The 13,241-nt window shown below is 35.0% G+C and carries 13 protein-coding genes; 11 read left to right on the forward strand and 2 right to left on the reverse strand.

The window, feature by feature from the left end:
• Positions 1-52 precede the first annotated feature (52 nt).
• From ACNQF6_RS14440 to argH, 4 genes are all read left to right on the forward strand, one after another.
• Positions 53-1,000: an N-acetylornithine carbamoyltransferase gene (locus ACNQF6_RS14440; protein ID WP_315165687.1), complete on the forward strand. Its 948-nt coding sequence runs from the start codon at positions 53-55 to the stop codon at positions 998-1,000.
• On the forward strand, positions 990-1,775 hold the full coding sequence (gene argB, locus ACNQF6_RS14445) for an acetylglutamate kinase (RefSeq protein WP_417966616.1): 786 nt from the start codon (positions 990-992) through the stop codon (positions 1,773-1,775). Before ACNQF6_RS14440 ends, argB begins: the two co-directional genes overlap by 11 nt.
• Complete coding sequence (locus ACNQF6_RS14450; RefSeq protein ID WP_417966618.1) at positions 1,772-2,842, forward strand: M20 family metallo-hydrolase; 1,071 nt, start codon at positions 1,772-1,774, stop codon at positions 2,840-2,842. Before argB ends, ACNQF6_RS14450 begins: the two co-directional genes overlap by 4 nt.
• Before the next feature lie 63 nt (positions 2,843-2,905).
• Positions 2,906-4,186, forward strand: coding sequence for an argininosuccinate lyase (argH, locus tag ACNQF6_RS14455; protein ID WP_417966619.1), 1,281 nt, complete (start codon positions 2,906-2,908; stop codon positions 4,184-4,186).
• A gap of 87 nt (positions 4,187-4,273) precedes the next feature.
• Here argH and ytxJ read toward each other — a convergent pair whose 3' ends face one another.
• Entirely contained in the window at positions 4,274-4,663 is a 390-nt protein-coding gene (gene ytxJ / locus ACNQF6_RS14460) for a bacillithiol system redox-active protein YtxJ (protein ID WP_417966620.1), read from the reverse strand.
• A gap of 145 nt (positions 4,664-4,808) precedes the next feature.
• On the opposite strand from ytxJ, the gene clpB reads away from it, so the two are divergent.
• Genes clpB through ACNQF6_RS14475 form a run of 3 tightly spaced genes read left to right on the forward strand, consistent with a single transcriptional unit; the run spans position 4,809 to position 7,954 of the window.
• Entirely contained in the window at positions 4,809-7,415 is a 2,607-nt protein-coding gene (gene clpB, locus ACNQF6_RS14465; protein ID WP_417966621.1) for an ATP-dependent chaperone ClpB, read from the forward strand.
• Between the two features lie 31 nt (positions 7,416-7,446).
• Positions 7,447-7,686, forward strand: coding sequence for a tRNA pseudouridine synthase A (locus tag ACNQF6_RS14470; protein ID WP_282716321.1), 240 nt, complete (start codon positions 7,447-7,449; stop codon positions 7,684-7,686).
• On the forward strand, positions 7,670-7,954 hold the full coding sequence (locus ACNQF6_RS14475; RefSeq protein WP_417966622.1) for a type II toxin-antitoxin system RelE/ParE family toxin: 285 nt from the start codon (positions 7,670-7,672) through the stop codon (positions 7,952-7,954). Before ACNQF6_RS14470 ends, ACNQF6_RS14475 begins: the two co-directional genes overlap by 17 nt.
• A gap of 184 nt (positions 7,955-8,138) precedes the next feature.
• On the opposite strand, the gene ACNQF6_RS14480 is transcribed toward ACNQF6_RS14475, so the two are convergent.
• Positions 8,139-8,606 (reverse strand): OsmC family protein, encoded by a 468-nt coding sequence (locus ACNQF6_RS14480; RefSeq protein ID WP_417966623.1) that lies wholly within the window; start codon positions 8,604-8,606, stop codon positions 8,139-8,141.
• Between the two features lie 198 nt (positions 8,607-8,804).
• Between ACNQF6_RS14480 and ACNQF6_RS14485 the strand changes: the two genes are divergently transcribed.
• The 4 genes from ACNQF6_RS14485 (at position 8,805) to ACNQF6_RS14500 (ending at position 13,063) form a co-directional block, all read left to right on the forward strand.
• A complete protein-coding gene (locus ACNQF6_RS14485; RefSeq protein WP_417966624.1) occupies positions 8,805-9,674 on the forward strand; it encodes a DUF808 domain-containing protein in 870 nt (289 codons plus the stop codon).
• Positions 9,675-10,117: 443 nt separating this feature from the next.
• On the forward strand, positions 10,118-11,509 hold the full coding sequence (locus ACNQF6_RS14490) for a hypothetical protein (protein ID WP_417966625.1): 1,392 nt from the start codon (positions 10,118-10,120) through the stop codon (positions 11,507-11,509).
• A 149-nt stretch (positions 11,510-11,658) separates the two neighbouring features.
• Positions 11,659-12,270, forward strand: a complete 612-nt coding sequence (locus ACNQF6_RS14495; RefSeq protein ID WP_417966626.1) for a DKNYY domain-containing protein — start codon at positions 11,659-11,661, stop codon at positions 12,268-12,270.
• Between the two features lie 190 nt (positions 12,271-12,460).
• Positions 12,461-13,063, forward strand: coding sequence for an SMI1/KNR4 family protein (locus ACNQF6_RS14500; RefSeq protein ID WP_417966627.1), 603 nt, complete (start codon positions 12,461-12,463; stop codon positions 13,061-13,063).
• Positions 13,064-13,241 lie beyond the last annotated feature (178 nt).

Below are 13,241 nucleotides of genomic sequence, written 5' to 3' on the forward strand. Positions count from 1 at the left end.
TCGCGATAGCGAATCCGTTTAATCCGCGTCCAAAAACTTAAAATACAAAACAATGAACTACATCTCCATACAAAACATAGATTCGCTCGATAAATGGGTGAAACAAGCCTTAAAAATCAAGAAAAAACCACTTAAAAATAAAAAACTGGGTAAAAACAAAACCTTAGGAATGTTGTTTTTTAATTCGAGTTTAAGAACGCGTTTGAGTACACAAAAAGCAGCTCTAAACTTGGGGATGAACGTCATGGTAATGAATTTTACCAGTGAAGGTTGGACATTAGAATTTGAAGACGGAGCCATTATGAACTCTGGTGCTTCGGAACACATTAAAGAAGCTGCTGCAGTAGTTTCTCAATATTGCGATATTGTTGCTATCAGAGCTTTTGCCGGATTGGTAGACAAAGAAAAAGACAATGCCGAAATCGTACTTTCTGGCTTTTTGAAATACGCTACTGTTCCTGTTGTCAATATGGAAAGCGCTACGGGACATCCGTTACAATCGCTGGCTGATGCGATAACTATGGCGGAATACAAAACAGAACACAAGCCAAAAGTAGTTTTGACTTGGGCACCACACCCTAAAGCGTTACCTCAAGCAGTTGCCAATTCTTTCGTGCAAATGATGCAGTTACAAGATGCAGACTTTGTTATTACACATCCCGAAGGCTACGAATTGAATCCTGAAATCACGAAAGATTCTAAAATTGAATACGACCAAGACAAAGCTTTTGAAAATGCCGATTTTATCTATGCTAAAAACTGGAGTAACTATAATGAGTATGGTCAGATTACAAATTCTGATCCAAATTGGACTGTAACTGCCGATAAAATGAAACTGACCAACAATGCAAAATTCATGCACTGTTTGCCGGTAAGACGTAATGTAATTGTTACTGATGAAGTGATCGACAGCGAAAATTCTATTGTTATCGAACAAGCCAACAATAGAACCTATGCTGCACAATTAGTGTTGCAAAAAATATTGGAAAATGGAAAATAAAAAACCGCTAACGCTAATAAAAATTGGTGGAAACATTATTGATAATCCAACGGAATTAGAACAGTTTTTATCTGATTTTTCAAAGATTGAAGGAAATAAAATTCTCGTTCATGGCGGCGGAAAATCAGCTACCAAAATGGCCGAAAGCATAGGTTTAGTACCTCAAATGATTGATGGAAGACGCATTACTGATGCCGCTATGCTTGATGTAGTTGTGATGATTTATGCTGGTCAAATTAACAAAAGTATCGTTGCTCAATTGCAAGCAAATTCAACCAATGCGATGGGGTTTTCAGGTGCTGATGGGAATTTAATTCAATCCGATAAAAGAAACCACCCAACCATCAATTATGGTTTTGTGGGCGATGTAAAAAAAGTGAATACAAACTTATTGGAAACGTTACTTTCAAATGGCATAGTTCCGGTATTCTGCGCGATAACACACGATGGAAAAGGACAATTATTAAACACAAATGCGGATACTATTGCCAGTGAATTAGCTATTGCTTTATCGGAAGTTTTTGATGTTACTTTGAATTATTGCTTCGAAAAACCCGGTGTTTTATATGATGCCGAAGACGATTCTTCCGTAATTGAGAACATCAATCAAGAATTATATTCCAAATTAAAAGCCGAAAAAGCCATACATTCCGGTATGATTCCTAAATTAGACAACTGTTTCAATAGTTTGTCCAAAGGAGTTCAAAAAATAAAAATTGGTCATCACCGCATGTTGCAAGACAAGGCCGCATTGTACACTACAATTACACTATGAAGAGTATAGAAATTCTTACACAACAAGCCATAGCACTATTAAAGTCGCTGATTGAAACGCCTTCATTTTCAAGTGAAGAGGACCAAACAGCCCTTTTAATCGAAAATTGGTTTAAACAAAATAATATACCTTTCGAAAGAGAGAATAATAATATTTGGGCTTTCAATAAGAATTTTGATAAGTCCAAACCTACGCTTTTACTGAATTCTCACCACGATACCGTAAAACCGAACCAAGGCTATACCAATGATCCATTTGAAGCCATCGTAAAAGATGGTAAATTATTTGGATTAGGAAGCAATGATGCGGGAGGTTGTCTGGTTTCGCTTTTAGCCACTTTTGTACATTTTTATTCGAATGAAAATCTGCCTTACAACATTGTGATGGTCGCTTCTGCTGAAGAAGAAAGCAGTGGGAAAAATGGATTAAACAGCGTTTTAAAACATTTACCGGAATTGGAATGTGCTATTGTAGGTGAGCCCACTTTGATGCAATTGGCTGTAGCCGAAAAAGGGTTATTGGTTCTAGATGTAATCGTAAAAGGCACTGCCAGTCACGCCGCCCATAATAATCCTGACAATCCTATTTACAATGCGATTCCCGTTATGGAATGGTTTAACAGCTATCAATTCGAAAAAATATCGGAGGTTTTAGGTCCTGTAAAAATGACCGTAACACAAATATCTGCAGGAAAACAACACAATGTAGTTCCTGCGGAATGTCATTTGGTTGTCGATATCAGAGTAAATGATTGCTATAACAATCAGGAAATTTTAGATACCGTAAGAAAACATTTGACTGCTGAAACTAATCCACGTTCGATGCATTTGAATGCGTCATCAATTCCTATTACACACGGATTAGTACAAGCCGGAATTGCATTGGGAAGAACCACGTATGGTTCACCTACTCTTTCGGATCAATCTGTTTTGAGCTGCCAATCCTTGAAATTAGGACCAGGCGAAACCCTGCGGTCACATTCGGCAGACGAATTTATATTTATAAACGAAATAGAAGAAGGAATTCAATTGTATATCAAAATACTAACTGATTTTTTCAAACAATAAAATAACAAGTACGGACAAGTCGCGACTTGTCCCTACGATTATGCGATACAAAAAAACACACCTATGAAACTTTGGGAAAAAGGAATACCAACCGATAAGCAAATCGAACATTTCACCGTTGGAAACGACAGAGAACTGGATTTAGTTCTGGCAAAATATGATGCATTAGGTTCTATCGCACATGCAAAAATGCTGGGACAGATCGGGCTTTTAACAGACTCCGAAACCGTTTCTTTGGTTTTGGCTTTGGAAGAAATAATAAAAGATGCTGAAAACGGTAATTTCGAAATCGAAGACAGCTTTGAAGACGTGCATTCCAAAATCGAATATTTGCTAACAGTAAAACTTGGGGACGCCGGAAAAAAAATTCACACGGCCCGTTCTCGCAACGACCAAGTTTTGGTAGATGTTAATTTATATCTGAAAGATGTCGTTAAAGAACTAAAGGAACAAGTAAAAACATTGTTCGATTTGCTAATGGAATCCGCAGAAAAGCACCAAAATGTATTATTGCCAGGATATACACACCTTCAAATTGCGATGCCCTCTTCTTTTGGGATGTGGTTTTCCGCTTACGCCGAAACTTTGATTGATGATATTACGATGTTGAGTGCCGCTTTGAAAATTGTAGACCAAAACCCATTAGGTTCAGCCGCAGGTTACGGAAGTTCGTTTCCTATCAACAGAACATTCACTACACAGGAATTGGGTTTTGAAACTTTAAAATTCAATTCGGTAGCTGCTCAAATGAGCCGTGGAAAATCAGAGAAAACAGTCGCTTTTGCAATGAGTAGTGTGGCAGCAACTTTGGCTAAATTCTCGATGGATGTTTGTTTGTATATGAGTCAGAATTTTGATTTCATCACTTTGCCTTCGCATCTTACAACAGGTTCGAGCATCATGCCACACAAGAAAAACCCAGACGTTTTTGAATTAATTCGTGGAAAATGCAACAAAATTCAAGCGTTGCCATACGAAATTACTTTAATCACCAACAACCTTCCGAGTGGCTATCATAGGGATTTGCAATTGTTGAAAGAAGGATTGTTTCCAGCGATTCAAAACCTGAAAGCCTGTTTGGATATCGCAATTTTTGCAATTAAAGACATTAAGGTAAAAGACAATATTCTTGCGGATCCAAAATACAACTATTTATTTACGGTTGATACCTTAAACGAAATGGTGGTTGCTGGAATGCCTTTTAGAGACGCCTATAAAGCGGTTGCAGAACAATTGGAAAATGGTACTTTTCAATCTCCAAAAGAAACTAAACATACACACGAAGGAAGCATCAACAACCTTTGTTTGGAGGAAATAAAAAAGAAAATGGACGATTCTTATTAATTCAAAACCAAAATAATTACTCCAAAAAAATCCATTCGCTTCAACGAATGGATTTTTTTTATGTTTCAAACTTAAATTTTTTGGATATTAAACCTTTTTAGCCAATTCTTCCGCATCAATATCACTGTGCGAAACGTTATAAACAGCTTTTCCTTCCTTAATTAATATCAATTGCGGTGATTGATGAGTGACTCCAAAACGACTCGCAATTTCATTAGAAATATCGCGATGTGCTATTAAATCTAAAAAATAAGGCGTAACTTTATCTGAGCTATTAAACTCATTTTCAAACTGTTTCAGTGCCATCCTACTGACGCTGCAACGTGTACTGTGTTTGAAAATGGCTACCGGTTTTTCATTTGAAATCTCGATAATTTCACTCAGTTGCCCTAAATCGGTTAATTCATTCCAGTTGATTTTGTTTTCGTTTGAATCTTTTTCTTCTGAACTGTTGAACATATTTTTAAAAAAACTCATAATTGTCTTGTTTTAAGACATTTTGACTTTAAAACATGATAAAAATCATGAAATTTCTGTCAATTTGTCTTTATTATTGTATTGGAATATATATTGAATATTGATTCGCAAAGTTAGTCAAATAACCACAAAACAATATAACATCATGAACATAAATAAATTTACTATCAAATCCCAGGAAGCCATTCAGCTTTCGCAACAATTGGCGCAAAGCCAAGGACAGCAACAAATAGAAAATGAACATATTTTCAAGGCTATTTTTGAAGTCGACGAAAATGTGGCTCCTTTTATATTGAAAAAACTCAATGTGAATGTTCCTCTATTTCTTCAAATATTGGACAGCACGATTCAAAGTTTCCCTAAAGTTTCCGGTGGCGAAATAATGCTTTCCAGGACTGCAAACACGACGCTTAATGAAGCTGAAATTATCGCTAAAAAAATGAATGACGAATTCGTTTCGGTAGAGCATTTAATTTTGGCGATTTTTGATTCTAAAACCAAAGCAGCCCAAATATTAAAAGATCAGGGCGTAACCGGAAAAGGATTGAAAGCCGCCATAGAAGAATTGCGAAAAGGCGAAAGAGTAACTTCGGCATCTGCTGAAGAAACCTATAATTCATTAAATAAATACGCAAAAAACCTCAACGAACTGGCTCGATCCGGAAAACTGGATCCTGTTATTGGTCGTGATGAGGAAATTCGCAGAGTGTTGCAAATTTTAACCCGAAGAACTAAAAATAATCCAATGCTCGTGGGAGAACCCGGAGTTGGGAAAACTGCCATTGCCGAAGGATTAGCACACCGAATTGTTGATGGAGACGTTCCTGAAAACCTGAAAGATAAAATCGTGTATTCCCTTGATATGGGTGCACTTATTGCAGGTGCCAAATACAAAGGAGAATTTGAGGAACGTTTGAAATCTGTGGTGAAAGAAGTAACTTCTGCCGAAGGGGATATTGTTTTATTCATTGACGAAATTCACACGCTTGTGGGTGCCGGAGGTGGCGAAGGCGCTATGGATGCTGCAAACATCTTGAAACCTGCCTTAGCTCGTGGAGAACTGCGCGCTATTGGTGCAACCACATTAGACGAATATCAAAAATATTTTGAAAAAGACAAAGCACTAGAAAGACGTTTCCAAAAAATAATGATTGAAGAACCGGATACCGAAAGTGCCATTTCGATTTTACGTGGTATCAAGGAAAAATACGAAACGCATCATAAAGTTCAGATAAAAGATGATGCTATTATTGCGGCTGTCGAATTATCACAACGCTATATTACCAATCGTTTTCTTCCGGACAAAGCCATTGATTTAATGGACGAGGCAGCATCAAAAATACGCATGGAAATCAATTCAAAACCAGAAGAACTGGACGTTTTAGATCGAAAAGTAATGCAGTTGGAAATCGAAATTGAAGCGATTAAAAGAGAAAAAGACGAAAGTAAACTCAAAGTTTTAGGAATGGATTTAGCCAACCTAAAAGAAGATCGAAACGAAATCTACGCCAAATGGAAATCAGAGAAAGATGTAGTCGATAACATTCAAGCAGTAAAAACGGAGATTGAAGATTTCAAATACGAAGCAGAACGCGCGGAACGTGATGGTGATTATGGAAAAGTAGCCGAAATTCGTTATGGGAAAATCAAAGAAGCCCAAGAAAGATTGGATGCATTTCAAAAACAATTGGCCGAAGATCAAACTGGAGGAACTTCCCTTATAAAAGAAGAAGTAACCCGCGAAGATATTGCTGAAGTCGTGGCTAAATGGACTGGAATCCCAGTTATGAAAATGCTTCAAGGCGAAAGGGAAAAACTGCTTAAACTGGAAGATGAATTGCATCAAAGAGTCGTAGGACAGGAAGAAGCCATTCAAGCCGTGAGCGATGCCGTGCGCAGAAGCCGCGCGGGATTACAGGACATGAAAAAACCAGTGGGAACCTTTCTATTCCTTGGAACTACAGGGGTTGGTAAAACCGAATTGGCGAAAGCATTAGCCGAATACCTCTTTGACGATGAAAATGCGATGACGCGTATTGATATGAGCGAATACCAAGAACGCCACAGCGTAAGCCGACTGGTGGGTGCGCCTCCCGGATATGTAGGTTATGATGAAGGCGGACAATTAACGGAAGCCGTTCGTAGAAAACCGTATTCTGTAATCCTATTGGATGAAATTGAAAAAGCACATCCTGATACGTTTAACATCTTGTTACAAGTCTTGGATGAAGGACGTTTGACAGATAACAAAGGACGTTTAGCTGATTTTAAAAACACGATTATCATCATGACTTCGAATATGGGAAGCCAAATTATTCAGGATAAATTTGATAATTTGAAAGGAAGCGTGGAAGTCGCAACCGAAGCTGCAAAAGTGGAAGTGCTAGGCTTATTGAAACAAACCGTTCGTCCGGAATTCATAAACCGTATTGACGAAATTGTGATGTTTACACCATTAACCAATGAAAATATTACAAAAATCGTAGGGTTACAACTAAAAAGCGTAACTAAAATGCTGGCGTTGCAAGGCATCACTATGGATGCAACTCCGGAAGCCATTGCCTATTTAGCTGAGAAAGGTTATGATCCTCAATTTGGCGCCAGACCGGTGAAACGTGTGATTCAAAGAGATGTTCTCAATGAATTATCCAAAGAAATTCTAGCTGGAAAAATCGCAACAGACAGTATTGTTTTGATCGATGCGTTTGATGGAAAACTGGTTTTTAGAAATCAAACCGAGTTAGTAGAGTAAATATTTGCCTATCTTTGATAAAAATAAAATTATGCAAACTATTAAGTTAAAAATAAACGATAGTATCTATAATGAGTTAATGTGGTTTCTTAATCGATTCAGTAAAGATGAAGTTGAAATCATTAAAGAAAATGAAGATTTTACTGAAACTAAAAACTATTTAGAGCGGGAACTTGAAGACATAAAAAGTGGCACAGCAACATTTTTTACCGTAGAAGAAGCGGAAATAAGAATTGAAAAAACAATTCGAAAGTATGAGAATCCTTCTTAAAAGTTCCTTTGTTGATCGGCTTGAAAATCAGGTTATATATATTGCAAAAGATAGCCCTAGTAGAGCTCGAAAATTCAATATGAATGTGTTAAAAGAAGTGAAAAATATTCATCCAAATCCTTATAGATTTAGAAAATCAACCTATTTTGAAGACAACACTATTAGGGATTTAATTTTCAAGGGTTATACTATCGTTTACAAAATAAATGAAGAAACAATTGAAGTTTTTGGTTTTGTAAAATACCAAGAAAAATTACATGATTATTAATCTCTTTTTTTTAATATCAAAAACACCAATCGAAAGGTTGGTGTTTTTTTATATCATCCTTTTTTTTAGGAGCAGAGTGAATTAGTTTCTTAAGAATCTAGAAACATTTAAAATTATGAAAACATCAGTCGAAAGACTGGTGTTTTTTTATGCTTTTCAGTTTTCATGGAGTAAATCGATTGATTTAATTGCTATTTTTAATTTCACAAATTGGAAAATGCAAAATTGGAAAATTACAAGAATTCGCTATAAAACAGAGTTCATTCGCTTTTTTATGCAAGCTAAGTGCCTCCTCTATTTTATCTTTGTTGCTAATACAAACTTTAGGATTGAGATTAATGGCTATAAAACGTCCGCTTCCGTCTTCCAAAACCTCCAGAGTTGCCTCTGCTTCGTCTGTATAAGAAACCACATCTATCCCATTTTGGCTGCAAACATACAAGTAAGACATCATGTGACAGGAAACCAGACTGCTCAATAACAAGTCTTCAGGATTGTACAAAACAGGATCGCCTTTGAAAGCTTTAGCAGCCGAAACATTTAGAACAGCCTTACCGTCAATCGCTATGGTATGACTTTTAGTATAAGTCATCGATTCCTTTTTAGAAAAAAACCAATCTAATTTAGCTTTAAATACATGTTTGAACCCCATAATTTTTTTTATTTCAAAAGTAAATAAAAACGAGACTACTAATCCAGAAAGATTTTGGGTGAATATTAACTAAAAATTCACCCATTTTATAAATAGAGTAAATAAAAAAAGTTTTAGCTTCGCAGGAATAAACAAAACACGCAGTTTAAATTTTGGCAAAGCAATACCAAAATCAATGCAGTTTCTAAAACAATCAAAATGGCATCAGGTTTTTTCGCACTATTAGATGATATCGCAGCAATTATGGACGATGTTGCCGTAATGAGTAAATTTGCAGCCAAAAAAACGGCTGGTATTTTAGGTGATGATTTGGCAGTAAATGCCGAGAAAGCCTCCGGATTTATCTCCTCAAGAGAACTTCCCGTATTATGGGCAATTGCAAAAGGTTCTTTCATTAATAAGGTAATCATTTTACCCATCGCCTTTCTGCTGAGTGCATTTTTACCGGTAGCAGTTATCATAATCTTAGTGCTTGGAGGACTTTATTTAGCCTACGAAGGTGCCGAAAAAATATACGAATACTTCTTTCCGCACGAACATGCAAAGCACGAAATTTCGTTGGAACCAATGACCGAAGAACAAATTTTAGCCTTTGAAAAAGAAAAAATAAAATCAGCCATCGTAACCGATTTTATTTTATCTGTAGAAATCGTAATTATTGCATTGGGAACCGTTATTGGCAAACCTATTTTATCACAAATTATGGTTGTTTCCATCATTGCAATAATAGCAACCGTAGGTGTTTATGGGATTGTAGCCCTAATTGTACGTATGGATGAAGCAGGTTTAAAACTGATAAGCATGAGCACCAGAGAGCGTAGCTTCTCAAAGACTATCGGAAATATTCTGGTACAAGCCTTGCCAAAAGTCATCAAGAGTTTATCCTTTATAGGTACCATCGCCTTACTGTTAGTAGCAGGTGGCATATTTGTGCACAACATCGGTTTTTTACATGGCGTATTACCCCAATTACCTTCCATTCTAACTGAATTTTTATTAGGACTTGTATTTGGTGGAATTGTTTTGGGAATGGTTACGCTGTTCAAAAAGATCATTGGCAAAAAGTAAGCAACAGTTGAATACACTTTAGCCGCATACATAATTAAAAAAATAGGAGAACATCAGTCGAAAGGCTGGTGTTTTTTTATGTCTTTTTTTAGGAGCAGAACATTTCTAATTTTTCAACACGAGTTGTCCCGCTGTCCGCAGTATCCACGCCCAAAAGCGTGGGATACTTGCTCCCATCGGGGCTAAATTAGAACTTTTTGATTTCCTAAATTCTATAAAAAAAAAGCACTTTAAAAATCTAAAAAATAGTGCAATACCTATTCACACACGTATCAAAAACATCTATCAAATAAAAAGCTATTATACTAATTTGTAAGAAAATTTTAATATATTTGAAAATCAATAATAAGAAACAAACCTTCGCCAATCTACCCATAATTGGGTGTATAAACGAAAGTTTGTTTCGCCTATATACAAGTTATGCCCAATTTTAACAGACTACAATGGAAGACAAAATCAACGAAGAGTTAATCTGCACTTTGGTCAAAAATCAAACGACAAATCAAATTGAAGTTGGTTATGTGCAAATCCAAAATTCATTAATCAGACCAATAGATGAATTTTTAAAATTATGCGACGATCCGAATACTTCTTTGAACGACTTAATTGCATACATTAGAAAGACAACAGAATTAAATTTACTTACTGATCATTACCTGTATTGTGTTTTGCTAGCAAGACCCTATCAGGGTTTTAACGTAAATAATCAGGATACTATTATCCAAATAACAAACCGACAGCAACTCATTCAAATAAATCACGAACTTAAACCTGATATTTATAACCCTGCGGAAAAAATTACTGAATACAAACAAGAATTAAAAGAACAATATCTATTATGGAGCAAAGCTTTTGCAATCAAGAAAACTTATCGCATTTGCAATGAAGACAAAAGTGTATTAACATTTTCTCATAGGCTTGTCGGTTGGTCAAATCCACTTTACCAATTAACCCCAAATTTTTCAGTTGAAATAAAGACAAATTTTGGTTATGGAAGTGCGAGTTATTTTTACACAAAATTGAAATACAAAAACATAGAAATATCCCCATTTTCAGAATGGATTGATTATGAATTTGCAAAATTTTCTGAAATAATTCGCTACACTCAAAAACACTTATTAGAGAATAAATATTGGTTAGAAGCTATGAACTTCTCCAAAGACGCTTGTAATCTATCAATGACAGATGAAGTGAAATTTGTAGAAAAATATGTTATTGATGAATGTGAAAAAATGTTGATTGGTTTAGAAGGAATATTCAGCAAAGATCATTTTTCATTCAAGGACAGAGAAAAACAACAATATTCCATAGACAAAAAAGGACACCTATTAACTGAATTCCGAGGAGAAAAGATAAGTGGTGCACTTGATTTTATTTCAAAAATTTTAGAGTTTGAAACAATTGCAGAAATAAAGTCTTTTATACAACGGATTGAAACATGTAATAGAAAAATTCAACCTATTTTAATAGAAGAACTGAAAATAATAAAAGTTAAGTTATCTAATTTTAATTCAGAAATGACAGTTCTAAAACCAAAATATTTGGCAATAGTTGACAAAAACCTATTTTATATAAAAGAAAAAACAGAACTTCAACGTCAAATGACAGCATCAAAACAATTTAACCCATTGCAATATAATTCATTACAAATTGATATGACAAAAGTAAATCTTGAGTTCACTGCTAAATTTCCAGAGTTTGAAGAATTCCAAAAAGAATTTAAATCAGTTAGCGATAATTATAGGATTCTAACCGAACAAATTCAGAACTTAACCAAACTATTTGACAATATTACGACATACAACAATAAAATAAGTAACCACTTTGGACAATAGAAAACTGGGCATAACCGCCGTTTGGCAATATGGCGGGTTTAGGCTTAATTTAAAGATGGTTTTGTACTTGGAAAAGTAGTCATTAACCGAAATTTGGGCTTTATTTGGTCCGCCACATCGCCAAGCGGCAAACCGTTAGGCACAATAATATGAAACCGAAAAACACAGTCATTATCATACTTTCACTTTTCCTGTTCAGTTGTGAACAGAAATACTCAATTAGAGATAACCAAGTATATTTGAAAGGATGGAATGAAGGAAGTGGAAACTATGAAAGATTAGTTGAAAAAGCCGATGCTAAAACATTCCAAAAAATAAAAAACGACGAAAATTTAACAATTGGAAAAGATAATAAGTATGTTTTTTTTGAAAACGAAATCATTGACAATTTTGATCCAAAAACTCTAAAATACATAGGAAATTATTATTTTGTTGATAAAGATTCTGCATACTTTTTTGGGTTTTATAGTAGCAAAAATGATTGTGAAATAATTGGTGTTAATCCGAATAAACTAAGAATATTTAAAACATATCCTTGGGCATCTGATGACAAACACATTATTTATGGTCACGATATTGCAGAAATAAAAAACATAAATGATTTTAAGGTTATATCAGAAAACTGGGGAAGAACGAAAACCGAAATATTATATAAAGGGAAAATTCTCAATGCAGTTGATATTAATAGTTTTGAAATAATTAATGATGACAAAGCCAAAGACAAATATCACACGTATGAATATGGAGAAATATCAAACTAAATAAAAATTACAGTGCCTAACAGCTGTTTTGATATAGCTGGAGTTTAGTGGAATTACCGTTTCGCATCAAGTTTTCGTTAAGCCGAAAACTGAGCGGTTACGATTTTCTAGCCATCTCAAAGCAGCGGGACGTTATGTGCAAGCATATACCAACAATACTGCAAAAATTAATGACCAAAAAAACTAAGCAATGAATACCACAGAAAAATATATTTTAGGACTTAAAAAATCATATATTGACAATGGTGCAGGTGAAGATTGGGAACATTTTGAAAGCGTGAAAGAAGGAGTTAGTAAAGAAAAACTTGACCAATTACAAAAAATATACCCTGAAATACCACAAACATTAATTGATTTGCTAAAATATGTTGATGGGACGTATTGGAGAAAATTCAAAGAAGAAGAAATAATTTTCTACCTTCTAGGTTCAGATATTGAAGAATATCCATATTATTTATTATCAGCCAAACAAATTATAGAAAACCAAAATCAAGCTGTTGAATACTATTCAGATTATATTGAAAGAAAATATGACGAAGTTGATATTGACGAAAAAATCACAAATAGAACCAGTAATCTAAAATGGTTGCATTTTTCAGATTGTATGAACAACGGTGGAACTTCACAACTATTTATAGATTTCACACCATCAGAAAAAGGAAAAAAAGGTCAAATAATTAGGTTTTTACACGACCCCGACGAATTTAAAGTGATAGCTGAAAACTTTGAAGAGTATTTGCAAAAACTAATTGACAACGAGTATGACTTTATTAATGAAGATATTATAGGTTGAAAATGCCAGCACATAACAGATAAGGTTTCGTTGCGGCTGCAAGCCGAACAATGAAACCTGTGTTGAACGGAACCGTTCATTGGCAGGAACTATGGAGTTATCGTAAAGTTTAGAGAGAAAATATCAAGAGGATTTAGTGTCCTCTTTTTTTGTGCGGTAAAATCAAGATGGTTTTTAC

This window comes from Flavobacterium pasteuri, from assembly GCF_048286615.1.
Lineage (GTDB): Bacteria > Bacteroidota > Bacteroidia > Flavobacteriales > Flavobacteriaceae > Flavobacterium.